General features: G+C 40.1%; 23 protein-coding genes and 2 riboswitches. Of the genes, 5 read left to right on the forward strand and 18 right to left on the reverse strand.

All coding sequences use genetic code 11. From position 1 onward, the window contains the following. Positions 1–12: 12 nt before the first annotated feature. Positions 13–1338 carry an ATP-binding protein gene (locus KHA99_RS03080; protein ID WP_213115955.1) on the forward strand — a complete coding sequence of 442 codons (1326 nt, stop codon included), beginning with the start codon at positions 13–15 and terminating at the stop codon, positions 1336–1338. Between the two features lie 35 nt (positions 1339–1373). Here KHA99_RS03080 and KHA99_RS03085 read toward each other — a convergent pair whose 3' ends face one another. From KHA99_RS03085 to KHA99_RS03095, 3 genes are read right to left on the reverse strand one after another with little or no spacing between them, the layout of a single operon-like run. After that, on the reverse strand, positions 1374–2516 hold the full coding sequence (locus KHA99_RS03085) for a GerAB/ArcD/ProY family transporter (RefSeq protein WP_213115956.1): 1143 nt from the start codon (positions 2514–2516) through the stop codon (positions 1374–1376). 21 nt (positions 2517–2537) lie between these two features. Next, entirely contained in the window at positions 2538–3749 is a 1212-nt protein-coding gene (locus tag KHA99_RS03090) for a Ger(x)C family spore germination protein (protein ID WP_213115957.1), read from the reverse strand. Further along, on the reverse strand, positions 3749–5332 hold the full coding sequence (locus KHA99_RS03095) for a spore germination protein (RefSeq protein WP_249366501.1): 1584 nt from the start codon (positions 5330–5332) through the stop codon (positions 3749–3751). The genes KHA99_RS03090 and KHA99_RS03095 overlap by 1 nt, the downstream gene beginning before the upstream one ends. Before the next feature lie 149 nt (positions 5333–5481). On the opposite strand from KHA99_RS03095, the gene KHA99_RS31675 reads away from it, so the two are divergent. Then, complete coding sequence (locus tag KHA99_RS31675; protein WP_481819247.1) at positions 5482–5733, forward strand: YczF family membrane protein; 252 nt, start codon at positions 5482–5484, stop codon at positions 5731–5733. On the opposite strand, the gene KHA99_RS03100 is transcribed toward KHA99_RS31675, so the two are convergent. Together KHA99_RS03100 and KHA99_RS03105 are read right to left on the reverse strand one after the other, a co-directional pair. Continuing rightward, positions 5730–5936, reverse strand: coding sequence for a hypothetical protein (locus KHA99_RS03100; RefSeq protein WP_213115959.1), 207 nt, complete (start codon positions 5934–5936; stop codon positions 5730–5732). The two genes, KHA99_RS31675 and KHA99_RS03100, sit on opposite strands and share 4 nt — an antisense overlap. Positions 5937–6050: 114 nt before the next feature. Further along, the gene (locus KHA99_RS03105) at positions 6051–7268 is read right to left on the reverse strand and encodes an MDR family MFS transporter (protein ID WP_213115960.1); all 1218 of its coding nucleotides are present in this window, start codon (positions 7266–7268) and stop codon (positions 6051–6053) included. A 153-nt stretch (positions 7269–7421) separates the two neighbouring features. Between KHA99_RS03105 and KHA99_RS03110 the strand changes: the two genes are divergently transcribed. Next, complete coding sequence (locus KHA99_RS03110) at positions 7422–8099, forward strand: DUF421 domain-containing protein (protein ID WP_213115961.1); 678 nt, start codon at positions 7422–7424, stop codon at positions 8097–8099. A gap of 44 nt (positions 8100–8143) precedes the next feature. Here KHA99_RS03110 and KHA99_RS03115 read toward each other — a convergent pair whose 3' ends face one another. Further along, positions 8144–8410, reverse strand: a complete 267-nt coding sequence (locus tag KHA99_RS03115) for a phage holin (RefSeq protein ID WP_213115962.1) — start codon at positions 8408–8410, stop codon at positions 8144–8146. 183 nt (positions 8411–8593) lie between these two features. Here KHA99_RS03115 and KHA99_RS03120 point away from each other — a divergent pair, with 183 nt between their 5' ends. After that, positions 8594–10696, forward strand: coding sequence for a transglycosylase domain-containing protein (locus KHA99_RS03120; RefSeq protein ID WP_213115963.1), 2103 nt, complete (start codon positions 8594–8596; stop codon positions 10694–10696). Between the two features lie 16 nt (positions 10697–10712). Here the strand turns inward: KHA99_RS03120 and KHA99_RS03125 are convergent, their stop codons facing one another. From KHA99_RS03125 to KHA99_RS03160, 8 genes are all read right to left on the reverse strand, one after another. Beyond that, positions 10713–11294, reverse strand: coding sequence for an ECF transporter S component (locus KHA99_RS03125; protein ID WP_213115964.1), 582 nt, complete (start codon positions 11292–11294; stop codon positions 10713–10715). Beyond that, entirely contained in the window at positions 11294–11962 is a 669-nt protein-coding gene (locus tag KHA99_RS03130; protein WP_213115965.1) for a DUF4430 domain-containing protein, read from the reverse strand. Before KHA99_RS03130 ends, KHA99_RS03125 begins: the two co-directional genes overlap by 1 nt. 2 nt (positions 11963–11964) lie before the next feature. Continuing rightward, entirely contained in the window at positions 11965–13260 is a 1296-nt protein-coding gene (locus tag KHA99_RS03135; RefSeq protein ID WP_213115966.1) for a prenyltransferase/squalene oxidase repeat-containing protein, read from the reverse strand. Between the two features lie 136 nt (positions 13261–13396). Next, positions 13397–13589, reverse strand: a riboswitch (cobalamin riboswitch). 128 nt (positions 13590–13717) lie between these two features. Next, complete coding sequence (gene ribH / locus KHA99_RS03140; RefSeq protein WP_213115967.1) at positions 13718–14185, reverse strand: 6,7-dimethyl-8-ribityllumazine synthase; 468 nt, start codon at positions 14183–14185, stop codon at positions 13718–13720. A gap of 18 nt (positions 14186–14203) precedes the next feature. Further along, positions 14204–15397 carry a bifunctional 3,4-dihydroxy-2-butanone-4-phosphate synthase/GTP cyclohydrolase II gene (locus KHA99_RS03145; protein ID WP_213115968.1) on the reverse strand — a complete coding sequence of 398 codons (1194 nt, stop codon included), beginning with the start codon at positions 15395–15397 and terminating at the stop codon, positions 14204–14206. Positions 15398–15434: 37 nt separating this feature from the next. Next, entirely contained in the window at positions 15435–16094 is a 660-nt protein-coding gene (gene ribE / locus KHA99_RS03150) for a riboflavin synthase (RefSeq protein WP_213115969.1), read from the reverse strand. Positions 16095–16243: 149 nt separating this feature from the next. Beyond that, a riboswitch (FMN riboswitch) is annotated at positions 16244–16391 on the reverse strand. An 80-nt stretch (positions 16392–16471) separates the two neighbouring features. Beyond that, complete coding sequence (locus tag KHA99_RS03155) at positions 16472–16939, reverse strand: GyrI-like domain-containing protein (protein ID WP_213115970.1); 468 nt, start codon at positions 16937–16939, stop codon at positions 16472–16474. Between the two features lie 189 nt (positions 16940–17128). Next, entirely contained in the window at positions 17129–17968 is an 840-nt protein-coding gene (locus KHA99_RS03160; protein ID WP_213115971.1) for an oxidoreductase, read from the reverse strand. Between the two features lie 118 nt (positions 17969–18086). On the opposite strand from KHA99_RS03160, the gene KHA99_RS03165 reads away from it, so the two are divergent. Beyond that, a complete protein-coding gene (locus tag KHA99_RS03165; RefSeq protein ID WP_213115972.1) occupies positions 18087–19088 on the forward strand; it encodes a nuclease-related domain-containing protein in 1002 nt (333 codons plus the stop codon). A 424-nt stretch (positions 19089–19512) separates the two neighbouring features. Here KHA99_RS03165 and KHA99_RS03170 read toward each other — a convergent pair whose 3' ends face one another. The 4 genes from KHA99_RS03170 to pssA form a co-directional block, all read right to left on the reverse strand. Beyond that, positions 19513–19713, reverse strand: a complete 201-nt coding sequence (locus KHA99_RS03170) for a cold-shock protein (RefSeq protein ID WP_213115973.1) — start codon at positions 19711–19713, stop codon at positions 19513–19515. 112 nt (positions 19714–19825) lie between these two features. Continuing rightward, positions 19826–20572: a Cof-type HAD-IIB family hydrolase gene (locus tag KHA99_RS03175; RefSeq protein WP_261363764.1), complete on the reverse strand. Its 747-nt coding sequence runs from the start codon at positions 20570–20572 to the stop codon at positions 19826–19828. A gap of 179 nt (positions 20573–20751) precedes the next feature. After that, positions 20752–21057 carry an iron-sulfur cluster assembly accessory protein gene (locus KHA99_RS03180; protein WP_213115974.1) on the reverse strand — a complete coding sequence of 102 codons (306 nt, stop codon included), beginning with the start codon at positions 21055–21057 and terminating at the stop codon, positions 20752–20754. Between the two features lie 27 nt (positions 21058–21084). Then, on the reverse strand, positions 21085–21753 hold the full coding sequence (gene pssA, locus KHA99_RS03185; protein ID WP_249366408.1) for a CDP-diacylglycerol--serine O-phosphatidyltransferase: 669 nt from the start codon (positions 21751–21753) through the stop codon (positions 21085–21087). Positions 21754–21761 lie beyond the last annotated feature (8 nt).

Raw genomic sequence — 21761 nt, forward strand, 5'->3', positions numbered from 1 at the left:
TTGGAGATTTTCATGCAGAAAAAAAAGCTGATTATCATCTACTTTTTTACTAGTTTAATATGGATTTATGGTTCCAACTATTTGGTTGCACATTTTGTGCCAGATTCTTATATGGAAATATTAGCAAGAATCAAAGAAATTTTTTATTTAATGGTCACAGGGGCATTCATTTATTTCTTTATGAATAAAGCAAATGAATTGAATGAGTCCAAGGAAGACCAGCAGCGCCTTTCTACCCTGATTAATTCGATGGTGGATTTTGTCAACTTTAAAGATGGGCAAGGCCGATGGATTGAGGCCAATGATTTTGGGTTACAATTGTTCCAGCTTGAAAATGTTGATTACCGAGGTAAAAAAGATTCCGAGTTAGCCGAGCATACAGATTTTTATGCCGATGCTCTTAGAAATTGTGAGATTTCAGATGAAGAAACTTGGAAAAATAAAAAAATTACCCGTGTTGAAGAGGCCCTCCCCCTTCCAAATGGGTCAACAAAATTTTTTGACACGATAAAGGTCCCTCTATTTAATCCTGATGGCTCTAGACAAGGACTAGTTGTTATAGGTCGCGATATAACAGAAAAAAGGGACATGGTAAAAAAACTTGAAGAAAGGGAAGAACGCCTGAGAAGGACCGAAAAGCTGTCAGTTGTAGGTGAACTGTCAGCGAGCGTAGCCCATGAAATACGTAATCCGCTTACCTCCCTTAAAGGCTTTGTACAGCTTCTTAAAGTCGAGGATGAAAGACACCAGTTTTATTATCAAATCATGCTCGATGAGCTAGACCGAATTAATCACATTGTCGGTGAACTTCTATTACTGGCGAAGCCTCAAGCCGTAAAATTCACAAAGGCGGATGTTAAAAAACTCTTAAAAGATGTCATTTCATTACTAAGTTCTGAAGCCAGTTACCATAATGTCCAGATTGAATCTCGTTTTGCAAATGACCATATGACGATTGAATGTGAGCCGAACCAATTAAAACAGTTGTTTATAAATATCATAAAAAATGCGATTGAAGCATCAGGGAATGGCGGCATGGTTACCATTTCTTTTAAACAAATGGAGCCTGAAACGATTTCGATTGTTATCGAAGACAATGGCTGTGGTATTTCTGAGAAAAGGCTTGCCAAAATTGGCGAACCTTTTTATTCATCCAAAGAAAAAGGCACTGGTTTAGGATTAACAGTTAGCTTTAAAATTGTTCAATCACATCATGGCACCATTCATTTTGAGAGCAAGGAAAATCAAGGCACATCTGTTCATATTGTCCTCCCTATACAACAGGCAAGCTATGTCCAATCCCATCAGGATAGCAAAAAACAGCCTTCACTGAGTTAAGTAAGGCTGTTTTTTGCTATATAGGATCCAAGCAATTATGATTGACTGGATTGTTGATTATGCTGTTGGTTTGATTGCTGTTTCGGTTGCTTCTTTCTATTTCTAAAAAAGGCGATCACTAGTAAAAATAATGGGATGATGATTTGAAAGGGCCAAGATAAATAGATTGTAACAACGTTCAGCCCCTCCTCGATATGTTCTGCAAAATTCGAGGCAATCATAAGAGATGCTAATAATATTACAAAACCGATTGGAAAATTCAGCTTTTGGTGGCTTTTTAATTTGAATAAATCGGCCGCTCCAATCACTGCGGCATAATAAAAAATGGTTATTTTAAAAAAGCCGCCAATCACCAAATAAAGCATAAAAAATACATCCAGCCGTTCAATAAAATTTGCCAATTGTATTTTTCCAATTGTTGTTAATAATGGAAAATTAGAACGAACAAAAAGATCTGGTCCCAACACTGCCACGTTGACTATTGCGGTAATGGCAATGTTTATGCCCGCTAAACCCATTCCCCCAATACAGGCGATTTTGACCTTTTTTGGATTGTTCAAATATGGCAGAAGCATGGTAAAAACGATCATTTCCCCAAATGGAAAGACAAGGGTTTCTTTTAGAAAAGTACGAAGTACAGGTTTCATTCCATTCTCGAGCATTGGACGGATATTTTCAAAGTGGATAAGCCCTGAACCGGTAACAAGAATCATTCCGGAAATCGCCATAAAATAAATTATTGCGAAGTACAACTCACCAATTCTGGCAATTACCTCAAATCCTTTATGAATCCCATAAATGATGGTCAAAATCATTAAAGAGTTAATGACAACTAGAGGAGTGGCTGTGTAAATAGTCGTTGTTAATAGCTCACCGAAGTCCCGTAATACTCTTGTGGCAACATACATAAAATAGACAACATAGAACAAGGCAAGTATTCTGCCAATCCATTTTCCTGTTATTTTTTGTAGATAGCTTGTCAGAGGAAGTTCCGGGTAATATTTAAAAAGCCGGTAATAAATAAAAAAGACTAAAATTCCTCCCGCCAGCCCTAATAAAATACTAATCCAAGCATCTTGCCTTGCACTTCCTCCAAGCCCAACGAGTATTGAACTTCCCATTTCAAATAGGACTACGAGGACAAACATCTGGGATGCTTTAATTTTTGCGTTTTCCATCCTTATCCCCTCACTAAGGGTTTATTGATTGATATCATACCAAAATGGCTTCGTCCGGATTCCTTCACGACGTGTAAAGGAATCTACCTTTACATTCACTTCAAGTTCCGCAAATCGTTCATTCCAGTTCCCTTTTATTTTTTTCCAAAGCTTAGGATTTTTTCGGTGAATTCTTTCCCCGAATCCAAAAATATCACTTTTCTTCTTTTGAACTTCGGTTATAGTCGACTGAATTTGTTTTTCGATTTCATTTGCTACGGACTTATCAATTTTTTCGATTACCTTCGGGTCCGTTAAATCCACTGTGGTATTTGCTTCACTTATCCACCCTTCAAATTCGATCGCTACATTTACAACAGGCTTCCCCTGTTTAATATTTACGGCAACTTTTGTTTTAGAGCGTATCGGAGCCATCGTGATGGCATTTTTTTTCCCATTCCAATCGATATTAATGGATGTGCTCTTCACCTTATCCATTATCCAGACAACACCGCGTGCCTTTTCTCGATCAATCCATCCTTCAAGCTTGCCATTCCTAAAAATCGCTAATCCTGAAGAAGAAAGAACGGCCTCTGATCTTGTGTTCTTTAAATCATCTGATTTTCCAGACATATTTTGGTTGCCGGAAATTTTATAACCATTTGTGATCGGCTCCCTCCCATGACTTATAAGACCGTTTATGAACTCATCAATATTTACTCTCATATTTTCACCTAACAGCGCTTCGGTCGATTCAATTTCTTTTGTCACCTTATTGACAGGCAGTTTATCAAGATTTGCCAGTGCTGAGACCAATTTTTCTGCACTAGTTTTTCTTGCTACGACTATCTCAGTGGTCGTTCTAAATTCCGGATCACGATCCAAGGCATCAAGAATATCAAGAAGTCCATCCTTCGCCACTTCCTCGCTTACGGCAATTAAATTGGTATGGGCGTAATAAAGACGGCGCGAAATTTTTTGGGTCGCTCTTCTAGCAGCTTCAGTAATTGTATCCCCTGAACTAGTATAGACCGCAATTGGAAGACCATGACCCCCGCCACCGCCTCCTTGTCCGGATGCTACATTTCCCGGAATAACAATTTGAAATGAAACTTGAAACCGCCGATTTTCTCCTTTATCAATACCCATAGCCATTACAAATGCTAAATCTGTCAGCTCCTTTTGATTCCAGCAGGCGCTGAGAATCGGCATGAACAAACCGATTAGTAAAAAAATCATCATGGTTTTTCTCATCATGATTCACCTTTCGAATCTTGACTATCCTCTTGTTTAGGAGGCATTGGTTTCTGATTATCACCAGCCCTTACCAAATTTCCCTTACTTATAAATTTAGGGCGGTATTTCATAGCCCAAATAGGATATCGGATGAATATATCCTGCTGATTTTGAGCATTGAAAGGCGCAATCGGCATCATATAGGGAATCCCAAAAGAACGCAGTGCACATAAATGAATGGACATAAACATAAGTCCCAATACAATTCCGTATAAACCAAGGAAGGTAGCCAATGCCATCATAGCAAACCGAATTAGTCGTGCTGCAATAGCCATCATAAAGGTTGGCGTTGAAAAATTGGCAATCGCTGTAATTGATACAACAATAACCATAATTGGCGATACAATTCCCGCTTGAACAGCTGCCTGCCCAATAACTAACGCACCTACAATGGAAACCGCTTGACCCACTGCCCTTGGCAGTCTCAAGCCTGCTTCCCGTAAGATTTCAAACGTCACTTCCATGATTAGAGCCTCTATAAAGGCCGGAAAAGGAACATTCTCTCTTTGAGAAGCAATGGCAATGGCCAAAGTGGTAGGAATCATTTCCTGATGAAAGGTTGTCGCTGCAATATATAATGCTGGACCCATCAGAGCGATTAAAAAAGCCAAAATTCGTAGTATGCGAAGACTTGTCGAAATATCAAAGCGGGCATAATAATCGTCCGGCGCTTGAAAAAATTGAGCGAAAATAGCTGGTACTGTAATAACAAAGGGTGTTCCATCCACTAAAATGGCAATTCTCCCCTCGAGTAAATGTGACGCTATCACATCCGGCCTTTCGGAATGATGTGTCGTCGGAAAGGGTGTCCAAGTTTGGTCCTCAAACAATTGCTCAATATAACCCTCCGCCATCACAGCATCAATATTAATTTGATTAAGCCGCTCTTTGACTTCCCCGATAATTTTTTCATTCGCTATTCCCTTGATATACATAATGGCGATATCGGTTTGGGCAACGGTACCCAGCTTCATCGATTCCAGCCATAAATTCGGGCTTTTTATCCGCCGCCGGATTAATGCGGTATTAGTTCGTATCGTTTCCGTAAAGGAATCCTTTGGGCCCCCTATGGATAATTGAGTACTCGGTTCGGATATGGAACGTTTATCCCATCCCTTTGTTTCAACATTGATTGCTTGATTGTAGCCATCTAAAAAAAAGAGTGTATTTCCAGAAAGAAAAGAATCAAAAACTTGATTCCATTCAGTGGCAAACTGAAAATTTCCTAACCCTGCTGCTTTTTCAATTAAAAACTGGAACGGATCTTGATTCCCATTGAATCCTGAATTTAAAAGGGTCTCATTAAAAAAATCATTGATAAGCTGCCCATTTGCCAGACCATCTACGTATACAATAGTTCCTTTATGATCACCAATTTGATACTCACGGAACAGCAAGTCCGTACTGTTACCTAATTCTCCTTTAATTCGTGAAACATTATCTTCATAATTCCGCTGAATAGGTTGTTCTTCAGGTTTTTGCGGATCATTGTGCTGTCTTACATTATCATTCTTCCGTTTTTTTTGTTTGTTTTTCAACATGGTAGACCAAATCGACACAATGTCCGCCTCCTTTGCAGAACAAATTGGATATATTGGGTAGAATGCCCAAAAATAATTGGGTTATCCATTATTTACATAGTATTAATTTGTTAAGCATAACTAACTGATAATAATAAAATAATAATGTTATGAAGGTGACTTATTTGAAAATATTCTTCGCAACCGTTTTTATAGCTCTAACCTTGGCAATGCTAATTATTTCAATAGATATGATAATGGGCACTAAATTTTCCGGAATTGTCACAAAAGAACTAAATCCTTTTAGGGTTATGGAACCTGCGGAAAATATAATCATCTTCTTGTTTCTCCTCTATTTTTTCATTAAATCCGTTGTATCTTTTTTTAAGAAAAGAAATGAAAATGAAAAAAGCCCGCCTTAAAGCGAGCTTTTTTCATGATTATTTGGTTCTGTAGTTTCGGTATTTTTATGCTTCCGTCTAATTAGTGTGACTAAAATGGTCAACCGATTCTTCCATTTTTCTTTTCTCGGAACATTTGGTCCATAAACATATCGATTCCAAAAATAATAAGTCGTTTCCTCAATCACGAAAATCGACAAAATTACTATCACCAACCAGAACATTTACAGGACCCCTTTTTAAAAGGATTATTTAATCCTATTCAAAAAAAGCTTTTTCTTTTCCTATTATTTATCAAATTTTACCAAACTACAGATTTTTCGACAATCATAATGGTGTTAAAATGATTCAGCTTTCACAGTTATTGACTGAATAAACGTTTTGTTTCCTGCTGTAAAGAAAATAATGCTGGCTAGGGTTACTAACGAAATTATCAAAAACATGAACTGTCCTTGGATGTGGCTTAGTAGGTATCCGCCGAGGATTGGACCGAAGAAATGACCAATCTTTCGAAATTGTCCGGCTCCGAAATAGGTGCCGCGTAAATGTTCTGGGGCAAGTTTGTCCATCATCATGCTGTTGGCCGGGAAAATCAATATTTCACCAACCGTTAAGAGCACCATGGCAATAATTGCTGTTACCCAACCATTAATGAAGCTAAATCCGATTAATCCGGCTGTCATAAAGATAGCACCGAAAACCATTCCCTGCATCAAGCTTATCTTCTCCGCGATATGGCTGATTGGCATTTGCAAAAACACCACCATGACAGCATTGATGGTAAGAAGCACAGAGAAAATCACCACTCCATCTTCCACCGACTTTTCCAGGTACTGAGGCAGGTTCGAATCTATTTGGGAATACCCCATGTTAATTAAGATAATCCCAACTAATAAATATCTTAATGCCTTATCCGTCTTTATTATTTTAAACGCATCTGCCGCAGAAACTACTTTCTTCGCAGCAGCTTCATTTGAGATCACTAGTTTATTCATTATCCATAACAAAACTATGGCATACAATAGATAGGTACTGCCTGTAATGGCAAAGGAAACTTTTGCGGATGTATTGGCAAAATAGGCTCCAAGGAGCGGGCCAACAGATGCACCAATATTAATGGCAGTATACCTCAGTGAATAAACCTTCATCCTCTTCGTCTTCTCGGTTAAATCCGCCATAAGTGCTTGGGAGGTTGGCTCAAAAAAGGATGTGCAAAGTCCATTAATAGCATTTAATAGAATGAACCAAATTTGCTCGTTAGCAATAGTAAAGCCGAAGTAAACAAGTGTCAGCGTAAATAAAGCGGTCAGCATGATTGGCTTACGGCCAAAACGGTCCGACAAATGCCCCCCGATAAATCCCCCCACCGTTCCCATTAACGGGCTCATCCCAACTGTAATCCCGATTACAATTGGAGAAAGCTCCAAATTCCTTGATAAATAGATAGACAAAAATGGCAGAGTCATAAAAGCGGAGCCCCTGGTTAAAACGGTTCCTAATAACAAGACCCAAACGATAGGATGAAACTGTCCAATATACTGTTTTATTCTAGTCATATATATGTCCTCGCAAATTTTTAGATACATACTAGTAAACTATTTTATTAGAAAAATGTAAAGAATTTTCTTGAAGATATTGGAATGTGTTTCATTATACGAATACTTGGCAATAAAAGAATGTAGTATGATTTTTGATTGGAGCATTGGATTATGAAACTGGCTTACATAACAGCTGACCTGATTGTTGGCTTTATCCTTCTCGTTCTTTGGATAAAAATCATTGGAAGAAAAATTATTAAAAGAGCAACTCCCTTTACCTTTATTTCCTCCATTGTTCTAGGCGAAATAATTGGTAACGCCATCTATGATGATAAAATCAGTTTTTACTATATTATGTATTCAATGGTACTATGGGGGGTACTTCTTATAACTGTCGAATATCTTGGACAGAAGTTTCTAACCTTTCGCGGCATGGTCGAAGGAAAGCCCTCGGCACTAATTAGAAACGGTGTGGTGGACCGGCATGAATTGAAGAAAAACCGTATGAATATCAATCAGCTGCAAAGCCTGCTCCGGCAAAGTGAAACCTTTTCGATCCGCGAAGTCGCTTATTGCTATCTGGAGGCAAATGGCTCACTTAGCATTTTAAAAAAGACAAAGTATCAAAAAACCACTCAAGAGGATTTTAATATGCCGCCAAAACCTGTTTACATACCCGTAACAGTTATTCGTGATGGCGAGGTATTATGGGATGAAATCTACGACCTTGGCTATGACGAAGCATGGCTGACGACTCAACTACATTCACATAACATCACGGACTACAAGAATATTTTTATTGCTGAATGGCTCGAGGGGGAAGGTTTATTTGTGCAAACCATTACATAATACATCGAAAAAGAGGCTGCCTCGCTTGACAGCCTCTTTTATGGTTAATTTGGATCCTTATAATTTAAGGCTCGGGTACTGTCGCCATACCCTTTTGTCGTCGGGTCTTGAACAATTCCTAGCAACGAAAGCAATACAAATACAGCATTTGCCAAGGTAATTACCCAATCCTGAAGCGCATCCGAAAGCTGGAAACTAGTTATCCCCAAGGAATTTAATCCGCCTAGAATCATTTGCGCGACAATAAATAGCTGCGAGATAAATGCAATTACCCAGTTTCGGTTCTTGAACCGGACTTTCCAGTTAATCATGACACCATCCCTTTCCACAATAATGATTTATCTTTCTACTAACATATGCTTACTTTGGAATTGGTTGTCCACGATTGTCTTGGTATTAAAAGATTTCTATTCAAAGGTCTTTGTTGGTCTTTTTTAACTTGAATATTTATAATAGGAAGAAGCAAAAAATCATACGAAGGTTAGGAGATAATTATGGACAAGATTCGCCCAATCTGGGAATTAGTCGTCCGTTTCTGGAAAAAGAAACATTTAACTCAAATTCTATTTTTGATTTGTCTAGTAGTCGTGCTTTCAACTATTTCATATTTTGGCTGGCTCGCCTCACGAGCGAATGTGCAGTCATTAAAGGAAGGCCTAAGCCAGCCGACGGTTATTTATGATAAAAATGGCAATGTTGCTTCAAATGTGGCAACAAACCGAACAAAAGGTGTGAAAATTGAAGAGCTGCCCAAATATGTTCCGAATGCGGTGGTTGCTATAGAGGACGAGCGATTTTATGAGCATGGCGGTTTCGATATTCAGGGGATCGCCCGTGCCTTCTTCGGTAACTTATTCGCCGGCAGGATTACTGGGGGCGGAAGCACCCTTACGCAGCAGCTCACCAAAAACGCGCTGCTGTCACCAGAACGAACTTATAAACGGAAGGCTGAGGAATTATTTTTAGCGGTAAAAATTGAAAAAGTTTATACTAAAGACGAAATTCTGCAAATGTATCTAAACCAAGTTTATTTCGGCAGCGGTGCCTGGGGAATTGGCAATGCCTCAAAGAAATATTTTAATAAGGATGCCAAGGACATGACCATTAGTGAGGCTGCAATGATTGCCGGTCTTCTGCATGCGCCGAATTATCTTGATCCTTATAGAAATTATACGGGAGCAATGGACCGAAGAGATGTCGTGTTGGGTAAAATGAAGGAACTCGGGATGATAACCACAGCCCAATACAGCCAGGCTAAAAAAGAAAAAATCCACCTGCATGACGGCGGTGGCAGCTTCGTAGAGCGGAAATACCCTTATTATGTTGATGCTGTTTTAAACGAAGCCATTTCCCGATACGGTCTGACACAGGATGAAATTTTAACAAGAGGATACCAAATTTATACGGAAATGGATCAAAATTTACAGGCGGGCCTAGAAAAGATTTATGCTAATAAATCCTTTTTTCCTAGAGGGATGGGGGGAGAAACCGTCCAAAGCGGCTCTGTCTTGATGGACCCAGCATCAGGCGGTGTTCTTGCCCTCGTTGGCGGACGCGGTGAACAAGTGTTTCGCGGCTTTAACCGGGCGACGCAATTAAAGGCGCAGCCAGGTTCTTCAATCAAACCGTTGGCTGTCTATACAGCAGCTCTTGAGGAAGGTTATACTTATTCGTCAGAACTGGTGGATGAGCCGCTTACAATTGGCAATTACAAACCGGAAAATTTCACAAAAACATATCAGGGCAAGGTTCCATTGTATAAGGCTTTGGAAGACTCCTTAAATGTTCCGACCGTTTGGCTGTTGAATCAGGTAGGTTTAAACAAGGGACTTGATTCCTTGAAACGTTTCGGTATTCCTATAGAAAAAGAAGATAGAAATCTAGCGGTCGCACTTGGTGGGATGAGTAAAGGCGTTTCCCCTCTGCAGATGGCCAATGCTTACACAGTTTTTCCAAATGGCGGGAAGCGTCAGGACAGCCATTTGATTACAAAAATTGTCGGCCCAACAGACAATATTATTGCTGAACGGGAAGCTAAAACAACCAAAGTGACCTCCAAAAAGGTGGCAAATGAAATGACCTCCATTCTTCTAAATGTGGTTGAATCTGGAACAGGTCAAAAAGCCCGCATCCCAGGAGTACAAATTGCCGGAAAAACCGGTTCAACCCAGCTTCCGTTTGCTGATATAAACGGCACGAAGGATCAGTGGATGGTCGGCTATACGCCCAATCTGGTAGGTGCCATTTGGATTGGTTTTGACCAAACCGACCGCCAGCACTACCTGCCAAGCTCAAGTTCGGCAAATGTCGTTCCTATTTTTAAAGAAATCATGAGAACATCAACAGCCTCTCTTCCTAAAGAAAATTTTGAGGTTGTGTCCATAAATGCTAAGCTAGCCGGGGAAACAAACCCCGCATCAAACATACAAGACCAAGCAGAAGAAATTGGTAAAGAATTAAATGAAAATGCCAAGAAGATTGGGAAATCGATTAAAGAACAAGCACCTGAATGGAAAAAAGGTTTTGAGGAAGTTCTTTATAATGTTGGCGAAAAAGTCGATTCGTTGATTCAAAAACTGCAGAGTATGCAAAAATAGCACGCCGTTTGGCGTGCTATTTATTATCTGTTAACTCAATTGGGTCTTGATGAAATGTTTTTTCCTTATGCCTTTGTAAAAGCTTTAGCAGGACTGGACCAAGGGTTAAATAAAACAAAAAGTTGCCGGCCGCATGATATAAATCAAACGGGATCCCTCTTAAGTAGTAGACCCAAAAAGCAGCCGGGCCGCCAATGATGAAGACGTTTAAGGATACCATAAATCCAAAAAACAGCCCGGTAAATCCGGCGTATACCGATAAAAGTAGATGCGGGATTTTTTCATAAAATCTTCCGATCATGCCCGATAGAACGGCAACTGTCCCCCAAGCAATCAGCTGCATGATAACAAAGGGGCCGAAGCCTAACACAAGATTTGAACCTAATACAGTAAGAACAGCAATAATCAGCCCAAACCGCACCCCATAAATCAAGGCAGAGCAAATAATAATAACCGTTGATGGCTGGACGTTTGGAATCATCCCCATATAAATCCTGCCTACAATACTCAAGGTTGCTAAACACGCCATTAAGGTCATATTCCTTAAAGTAAAAAGTTGCCGTATCTTGGGCTTAAAAACGGAGTGAATACTCGTCATCACTTATCCTCCCTGTAATCGACGACATAATTCCACTCAATCGTGTCGCCCGGATTAACATCCTTTACGCCGGATGATCGGTCTCCTTTAACTCCATTTATTCTGTAGCTCCATCCGCTGTATGGTCCTTTATCAAACTCATGCCAGCCGCCAATGCCTTTTGTATAGAGCGTGGCACCCGTACCAGTGGTATCCAGCTTTATGCCGGCCTCCTGACAGACCTGCTTCAAAACATCGGCAGCTTTCGTTTGGTCATTTATTTCAACTTTTCTTGGTGCGATTAAATAGCCATCAGGTGTCTTTACTGAAACAGTTACTGTGTCTTGCTTTTTCTCTTCCACCTGTGCAGATGCTGGTGCCGTGCTGCTTGCTGCCTGTTGCGTTACCGTTGAGGTTTGTTTTACTGGCTGAGTAGTTATTACTTTTACTGTTGAATTTTTTCCAGCGGTATCAGATGACGTTGCTTCTGCATTGGAAACAATCCCTTCCACATTCTCAACTGTTTCGGCAGCGGTTTGCTGATCCTGCTGAACTTGTTTAACCTGAGGGGTGGTTGTTGTTGTTGTAATCGTTTTGCCCGGAGTATAGCCATATATAGCATAGCCAATCCCACCGATTACCAAGAGCCATGATGCAATATCACCGATGATTTTCTGCCAGCCTTTCATGCTTACACCCCCAAGAACTTTCTTCTAAGAACTAAAGCCAGTGCCCCAATAAATGCAGTAGTGCCCCCTACCTTGAGGTTATTGGAATTGAAGGTACCACTTTCTTTTTCAACTTTCACCTCAACTTTGGGTTCGCCTGCTGCTGTTTGAATCGCTGCTGGCTGCTGGACGACAATCACTTGCGGCTGTGAAGATGTATTTCCTGTAGTTCCTGCTGCGCCGGCATTATTGTTCGTAATGATTTCCCTAATTACCTCTTTCGTTGACTCTGAGACAGGTAATTTAGAAACGTCTGTAGTAGGTGTGACAGTCACGTAATTATTGTTGTTTACGACCGTTGGTGTTGGAGCAGGTATAGTCGGCTGTGATGGTACAGGCTCCTCATTCACTTGATATGGAAAACTAAAAAGTTGGTCTCCAGATTTAAATTTATCGTAAGCTACTAAAGCTTGAAAAACCTGCTCTGTTGCAAAACTATTCTCTGCCGTTTCGGATTTCATCCATTTATAGCCGCCATTTCCTATTTCATAGGTAAATAGATGATTAACAGGATTTTTTCCATCCTTAGTGAATTCAGTGGAAGTCGGGTCTACCCCAATAGAGGAAAGTCCAATTACCACCTGGGCCGTTGAAGATGAGTTTTCTCCCCAATTATCAAAACCGCCATTAGCCGTTTCAACCGCTTTTAAATAAGAGACGGCACTATTGATGTCTGCTTTGACAACACCATCTGACTTATGCTTGCCTAAAGCAGTCAGCACCATTCCAGTTGTATCCGGATCAGCTTGTTCACTTGTTGATCCAGCCCAGTTCCAGCCACCGGCAGTTGAATCCATAGTTGTAATCTTGGCGATAAGTTTATCTTTTGTCCATAAAGCATCAGCTGGGATAGTGTAATCTGCACTATCTAATGCAATTAATGCATATACATAGGCAGTAAATGCGTTCAAGGATGTATCACTGTAAGCCTTTTTTATTAAGTCTTGCCCCTCAAAATTAGCCGGATCTGCCCCTAAAGCACGAACAGCCAGGATAGTTTTATGAAGCTCCGTTCCTTTTAAATCAGTTCCATTTACCCTGCTTTTCAGCTTCATTAGATAGTCTTGCTTGTTTGCTGCCGTCAATTTCCCTGCTTTTGATAGAGAAATAGCCAGCCAATCTGAATTTAGCTCTCCAGCCTGAACATGTTCGGCAGTAGAGGCAATCTCTGTGCTGACATCCTCAGCTGCATAAGCATTGTAAGGTACCGCCAGCGCCAGTGCTCCCGCAATAACCATCAATTTTGTTGCTTTTCTCATTATTTCTCTCTCCCTTTCTATCTTTACCCCAAAATTGGCATAAAAAAATCCTCCTATCAACTAGGAGGAGGTGTTATGTATGCTAAGTAACAAACGAGTGACGTTTCCTGCTTAACACTCTCCTATCCACGTAGGCAATTGTGTTTAAAAGCAGGCAGGTTTCCTGGCTCATGGTCATTGCTTCCTATGTCTTCCCATCTTTTGCGACAGTGACATCGTATAGGTTGCTCCCATTTACAGTGGCGGGACCGCGTTGGCTTTTAACCAACTTCCCTATTAAGCTAAGAGTCTTGTGTTAAGACTTTAGCACCTGTTTTTTAAAGATTATTTTTTTATGCTGTTATTATTATAGTAAAAGTCTGGTTCATTTGTACATGTTTTTGTTTTTGCTTTCATTTTTTTACTGAATTAAACAAGCAGGGAGCAACCCTAAAAAAGGTGCCCCCTATGCTTGCTATTATTCAAAATTTCTTGTTAGGTTTGCCATTTCGATGGCGCCAGAAGCAGCTTCCCAGCCTTTGTTGCCTGCTTTTGTACCAGCCCGCTCGATTGCCTGCTCGATTGAATCTGTGGTTAATACCCCAAAAATAACCGGAATGCCAGTGTCAAGCGTGATGCGGGATACTCCCTTTGCCACTTCATTACACACGAAATCAAAATGTGGTGTGGAACCGCGGATAACTGTACCAAGTGTGATAACTGCATCATATTTTTTGCTGTCAGCCATTTTTTTAGCGATTAATGGAATCTCAAATGCGCCTGGAACCCACGCGACATCCACATCAGCCTCATTCACTCCATGGCGCTTTAAAGCATCCTGTGCGCCAGACAATAATTTGCTTGTAATAAATTCATTAAAACGTCCAACTACGATTCCGACTTTCAGTCCTGTACCAACTAAGTTTCCTTCAAAAATATGTCCCATTTCTATTCCTCCGTATTTTTAATAATGAAGCAGATGACCTAATTTATCATGTTTGGTTTTTAAATAGCTTTCGTTTTCGGGTCTCATTTCCATTTGCAGCGGTACCCGCTCGACGACTTCCAGGTCATAGCCCTTGAGGCCCTTAATTTTACGCGGATTATTCGTTAATAACATCATTTTTCTGATGCCAAGATCTCTTAAAATTTGTGCACCAATTCCGTAATCCCTTAAATCAGGCTTAAAGCCAAGTTTTTCATTTGCTTCTACCGTATCGTAGCCTTGTTCCTGAAGCTGATAGGCCTTCATTTTGTTAAGGAGGCCAATGCCTCTGCCTTCCTGGCGCATATACAACAGCACACCATTGCCGGCTTGTTCAATCTGCATCAGGGCGGCGTGGAGCTGCGGACCGCAGTCACAGCGGTAAGATCCAAAAACATCACCCGTTAAGCATTCCGAATGAACCCTGACCAGAATTGGCTTTTCCGGGTCAATTTCACCTTTAATGAGAGCAACATGCTCTTTGTCGTCTACCATATTTGAATACCCGATTGCTTTAAAATCGCCATATTCAGTCGGCAGCTTGATTTCAACTTCCCGCTTTACCAATTTATCCTTCTGATTTCGATATTCAATCAGATCTTTGATCGTAATCATTTTCAGGCCCAGCTTATCGGCGATTTTTCTAAGCTGCGGTACCCGGGCCATCGTCCCGTCTTCATTCATGATTTCACAAATGACGCCAGCTGGCTTGGCTCCAGATAGTTTTGCAAGATCTACTGCTGCTTCTGTGTGACCTGTTCTTCTAAGGACGCCGCCTTTTTTAGCAATAAGCGGAAAAACATGACCAGGTCGTTTAAAATCGGCAGCTTTTGACTGAGGGTTAATTAAATTCATGATTGTCGCGGACCGTTCAAAGGCCGAAATACCCGTTGTAGCATTTTTATGATCAATGCTGACTGTAAAAGCAGTCCCATGCGGGTCGGTATTGTTAGCTACCATCGGCATTAAATCCAGTTTTTTTGCTAATTCTTCCTCAATCGGAACACAGACAAGGCCTCTCCCATGCGTTACCATCAAATTGATAACCTCAGGAGTCGTTTTTTCAGCAAGCGCTATGAAATCTCCTTCATTTTCCCTGTCCTCATCGTCGCAAACAATGATAACCTTCCCTTGTTTCAATTCTTCGATTGCTTCTTCAATCCTGTCAAACATGCTGTATCACTCCTTTGTTCAGTTTTTTCATGCAATATTATAAAAATCCATTCGCTTCTAAAAATTGGGCCGTAATACCTGATTGGCCTTTAGGCTTCTGATTGTTCGAAAAATTATTCATAAAATGAGCGACATATTTGCCAATCATATCGCATTCTAAATTTACAATCTCACCCTGTCCTTTGATACCGACCACGGTTTCCGACATCGTATGGGGAATCAACGATAATGTAAACGAGTTTTCGGTCACTCCAAATACCGTTAAGCTTGTCCCATCCACTGTTATAGAGCCTTTATAAATGATGTATTTCAATATTTCCGGCTCGGCCTCAATTTCATAATACACAGCATTTTCAAGCGCATTTTTGCTTTTAATAACCCCGGTGCCATCGATATGCCCCGAAACAATATGACCGCCAAACCTTCCCCCGGCCGCCATTGCTCTCTCAAGATTTACTTTTGAGCCGCGCTTTAACGAATTTAAACTAGAGGCTTTAACCGTTTCCGGCATGACGTCGACCGTAAAGCGGGTTCCCGTAAAGGAGGTGACAGTTAAGCAAACCCCATTGACAGCAATACTGTCTCCAAGATGAACATCGGCAAGGATTTTTTTCGCTTCAATCGTCATCACAAATGAATTACCAGTCCGCTGTATAGCCGAAATTGTACCAATCTCTTCAATAATTCCGGTAAACATCCTTCTTTCTCCCTTCATTAGGTTTCCAGGGATAAAATATTCTTCTAAAAAGCAAAAAGACCCTGAGGTAACAACCTACAGGGCCTGTTTAAAGACAATAGAAAATTAAGGCTTAAAAAAGGCTAAATTTCTCCAATTTTAATCCTGCTATTTCCCTTCTCCCATCCAGACTTTAACTGTCGGCTCCGGAATTTCACCAGATCCACCGCTTAACAAAATTGTTAACCGGGTCACGGACTAAGAAGCATTCGCTTCATCACCGCCGGTAAGGACTTTCACCTTGCCCCGAAGGAATTACTGTTAAATTATTTTAATATTATTATACAGAAGTGCATCTGTAAAGGAAACCGTACTGCTTCATAAAAAATAAATGAGCTTTATTTATACACCATAACTGGCAAATAAATTTCAAAATGAAGATCACCGCTGGCATTTAGCGCTTTGTGCTCTTCCTTATAGATCTCTAAACTTAGTGCTTGATGATCTTGCTCATAGCCATATTCTTTCATCCACGTAAACAAAAGGTTATATGTATTTTCTACCTCTTCGGGTTTTCCTTTATGGGTTGTCACCACATAATTTTTACTTGGAATCGTAAAGCCAACCATTCCTTCCGGGATATCTGTAATTTTTTCAACGGGTGCTGTAACGTAATAGGTAAACTCCGTTTCCCGGCTATGAAACGGGGCAATTAGAACCGGTTCCTCTGTCTTAAAGGAAATTTCCTCTAAGCGTTGTTCAAATTCTGTAAATAGCTTGGGTATAGTGCTAGTTTGCGAATAACTTCCATTCCATGAAATTCCAACTACTCTCATTTCATTTTTTTCTACTACTTGAATATCCATGTTAACCCCCCTTTTTTCTATCTTATTTCTAATATTCTCACAATATCCTTAAATTCCTGCCAAAAAAATTCGACTTTTTCAAAAATTATTATTTTAAAAAAATCAAAAATGCAGCCAAAATGGTGGCTACACTTTATTTCTAAATGTTGGAATTAATTTCAAAAATATTCCACAAGAACTTCTTGAAATTTATCTCTTAGGTAGTTTGTTTAATAGAATACTCTCCCATCGGCTCCAGGGGATAAGATTTTTAATGAGGATAGCCGTTTTCACACCCTTACCAATAGGAAAACGTAGTGCTGGTTTTTGCATTTTGGCTATTACTGCGATTTTTTGGGCTACCTCCCGTGGGTCGCCAAACTTTTCTTCTCCGGATAGAATGTAATTTTCCATACCTTCCATTAGCCGGTAGTACGGTGAGTCGGGTTGGGAGCGGGTAAGTTGTTTTCCTGAAGACCAAATACTGGTCCTGTACGAACCAGGCTCTACCAAGATTACATCCACGCCAAATGGCTTCATTTCCAGGCGAAGGCATTCACTCCAGCCTTCGAGGGCGTGCTTTGATGCCACATATGGTGACATTCCTGGAAAGGCGACAACGCCACTGATGCTGCTAAGGTTAATGATTTTTCCATGGCGCTGCTGTCGCATATATGGCAAGATGGCTTTTGTAACTGCCATCACGCCAAAAACGTTTGTTTCAAATTGTTTGCGGTATTCCTCCATCGGGAGCTCCTCGACAAACCCGGCAGCAGCGTAGCCGGCGTTGTTGACGAGTACATCGATACGGCCTCGAGTTTCCGTTAGTTTGGCGAGTTGGTTGATTGAATCTTGTGAGGTAACGTCTAGTTGGTGGATGTATATTTTATCTTCAATGTTTTCTTTCTTGGCTTCTGAAAGAAGTCCGCCGCTTTTATCGGGATTCCTCATCGTCGCTATAACATGAAAACCCGACCGAGCAAGTTCCAGAGTGGTTAAAAGGCCGAATCCGCTTGAGGATCCTGTCACAATGGCAATTGGTTCGTTCATGTTAATCTCCTCCTTAAATAAAAGTGTAACAAAATTTTGACAAATCTCTGCAAAATCCAGCAGGAAATTTTCATCTTTTTTAGAAAAATTAACGGGAAATTAAAAAGGAGTGATGAAATTGATAATAAAACCACGCTTTATTCCACTGATTATTCTCATTTTGGAGGCACTACTAAGGCGTCTTCGAAAAACCCATCCAAAATGGCAGCTGATTGCAGATGAATTAGCCGGACGATGGGCCGGATACCGGGGTGAACAATCAATTGATTTCTACCTACACTCTCTTCCCGAAAAAGAATACCACATTTTCCACGATTTGAACCTTCCCGATGGAGAATACAACTGCCAAATTGATACCTTCCTGTTAACCTCAAAAAGCGGAATTATCATAGATGTAAAAAATAATAAAGGAAAGAACTTGATAGACACGGATTCAGAACAATTAATTCAAAAAGTAGATGGAGAAGAGATACCATATCCTTATCCAATCTTTCAAGTTGAAAGGCATCAAAGAGTCCTTAATAGTGTGCTTGCAGAAAACAATTTACCAACGTTACCCCTTGAATATTTAGTTGTTTTCAGTAATCCTAATGCCATTCTTTCCTTTGTCGGAAGAAATGGCTTAAAGGTTATGCAGCACATCTGCAAATCCCCTAGTATTCTTCATAAAATAGAGTTATTTGAGAATTTCCATAAACAAGAGAAACTTAATCCAAAAGAATTACGGAAGTTAGACAGGCTTTTGTTGAAGCTTAATACTATTCCAACAAAGCCCGTTCTAAAGAAATTTGATATAGTCCAAGGTGATTTGTTACCAGGGGTCCATTGTCCAAATTGTTTGCATTTACCAGTACAACGGAAAAACCAAAATTGGTATTGTCCTACTTGTGATACCTTTGTTCCCGATGCCCATCTTTACACTATACAGGATTATTTTTTATTGTATGGGCCGACTATTACCAATCAACAGTTTAGGGAGTTCGCGCAAATATCTTCGCCAGATTTAGCACGTAGATTACTTCATTCAGCAAATCTCAAATATGTGGGTGTAAACAAAGCGAGAGTCTATTTTCCTGTAGAAATTCCTTTTATTCAGCCAACAAATTTAAGGAAAAATTAGGACTTGGATGATTCGCTGATAAATTTGAAAATTCGCTGATATATTTAAAAATCCGCTGATATATCATTAGAATTCGCTGATAAAATCAAAAATCCGCTGATATATCATAAAAATTCGCTGATATCTTTTTCTTACTTTAAAAACGGTAACTATATTTTACTGGATTAACGGTATTTCCATGATTCTCCTATTCCTACAAGGGATTTTTTCTGAAAAATTGTAATTTTGCTTTTGAACAGGCTACCTCCGCGGCAATTTTGGCCCAGTTTTAAGCAAAACTCCGTGCCCACTCCCAACCGTTAGTTACCTTTTAAAAAAAACCAACCAAAAAAGGCCGTTCGGACATCAATACACGAACGGCCCAAATTTATTTTTACGAAAAAAACAGACCCTATAAAAGAGTCTGTTTAATTTTTAACAGTTATTAAGCTTTACGGACATTTACCGCTTGCGGCCCACGCTGGCCGTTTTCGATTTCAAACGTAACTTCTTGTCCTTCGTCTAAGGTTTTGAAACCCTCGATTTGAATTGCAGAGTAATGAACGAAAACGTCTTCTCCGCCATCTCTTTCGATAAATCCAAAACCTTTTTCACTGTTAAACCATTTTACCTTGCCATGTTCCATTTCTTTCGGTGCCTCCTAGCATAATCCCATAACTAAATTTTGCAAAATAATGCTTGCACATATATTTTTACCCGTATGCATTCCTCATATACCAATTCCAAGTAAAAAAATTTTATTTATCCAAAACCCATTTGTGAATAGCCTTCGCCACGCCATCTTCTTCATTAGAAGCTGTCACCCAGTCAGCCGTTTCCTTTACAATCTCCTGGGCATTTCCCATGGCTACACCCATGCCAGCTTCTTTAATCATGGCCAGATCATTACGGGAATCTCCAACGGCCATTACATTTTTCATCTCAATTCCGAGCCGCTCGCACACAAGCTTTAATCCTTGCGCTTTGTTAATACCTGAAGCGTTAACCTCTATGTTGAATGGAGCGGAATTTGACAGTTCAAACTCACCTCTAGCTTCCAGCTCTTTAATCACAATTTCTCGGACGGCATCATCATGAATATTGAAGCCAAATTTCATCCACTCAACCGAATGCAAATCCTCTGGCATTTCATTGTGCCAGTTTCGTTCCGTACTAATTGCCCAAAATGTCGCTTTGTGCTCATTCGCAAGCTTCAGCATCCATTCAATTTGTTCTGATTTTACAAGCGATCTTCTCACAAGTTCGCGTTTTTCATCCCAAATCTCACTCCCATTTACCGTCACCAAAAAGGAAGAAAGATTTAGAGAATCGGCATGATTATGACTATTTAAAAAAGAACGTCCTGTACTTAGAACAACAAATACGCCCTTATCCTGGGCTTCTTTGATCGCCTCACGGTTTGCCACAGAAATTTCATGCTGATTATTTAATAAGGTCCCATCCATATCAAGGGCAATTAATTTAATATCTATATGATTATTCAATTCCTCTTACTCTCCCTTCTGTTCTGCTCATTACATTAGATTACCATTTTTGAATACGTCTTTTCAAAGAAGGAGACTTTTTAATTTACATAATATTTTTATGGTAACCATAAAAAACTCCCTGCGATATTCCGCGGGGAGGGAGATGAAAATAAGAAACTAATAGTTACTCGTGATGATTAATGATGATGGTGATGGCCGCCTCTGGTTGGGTTGGTAATTACCCACTCTTCATTAGGTACTTGGAAAAATTGAATCCAAACACCATCCAGCCATTCATTATCCTTTTCTAGAATAAAATCAATATCCTTATCGGATTTTACCACTTCGTCCTTGTCAGTTGGTGTATCAAGCATCAGGTCATAATGGGCATGATCGCCGTGGATGTTGGAAACATAAACACGAAACACTTTACCCTCCGCTTCCTCTTGTCCAAGCATTTTTTTCAATTCCTTTGCGGCACTACGATTTACTTTTACCTTCATTTCTTCTAAACCCTCTTTCTAAAATGATTAACGAGTATTTCGTTTCCTTTTCTCTCTAACCAGCTGGAACCAAATAAACGCGATGTAAAGCGGGATGGCGACATAGAGAAAGTACGGAAAACGATATTGTTCTTTTTTGAAAAATAAATAAATGGCGCAGCCTAAAAAAGCAGTGACAATAATTCCGTATTTGGGCAGGGGAACGTCCTTCAGGCTTGGGATTTTAACGGTGCTTACCATTAAGAAACAAATCACAAAAAAGGCGATAGGGAGAACAATTGATGGCATTTTGCCGTGAAACAGCGTTAACAGCGTTAACACCCCGCCCCCAGCCGTGATGGGTACACCCGTAAAATACTTTAATGAAGATTTCACCGCATTTATGTTGAAGCGGGCTAATCGATAAGCTCCGAATAATGGAAACAAACCTGAAATCGCCATGCCTACGATGCCATATGTAGAAAAGTAGGAGTAATAAGCCATCATCGCAGGTGCAACACCAAAGGTAACGATGTCAGCGAGTGAATCAAGCTCCTTCCCCAGCTCACTTTCCACACGCAGTATTCTGGCAATCCGTCCGTCCATGCTATCGAGCATCATCCCGATTAAGATCAGAATGGCCGCATTCTTATAATCCCCCTGGGCCGAATACATGACCGACAAAAAGCCAAAAAATAAATTAAAAAGCGTAAACAAATTTGGAA

Origin of the sequence: Neobacillus rhizophilus, from assembly GCF_018343535.1 — a bacterium.
GTDB lineage: Bacteria > Bacillota > Bacilli > Bacillales > Cytobacillaceae > Neobacillus > Neobacillus rhizophilus.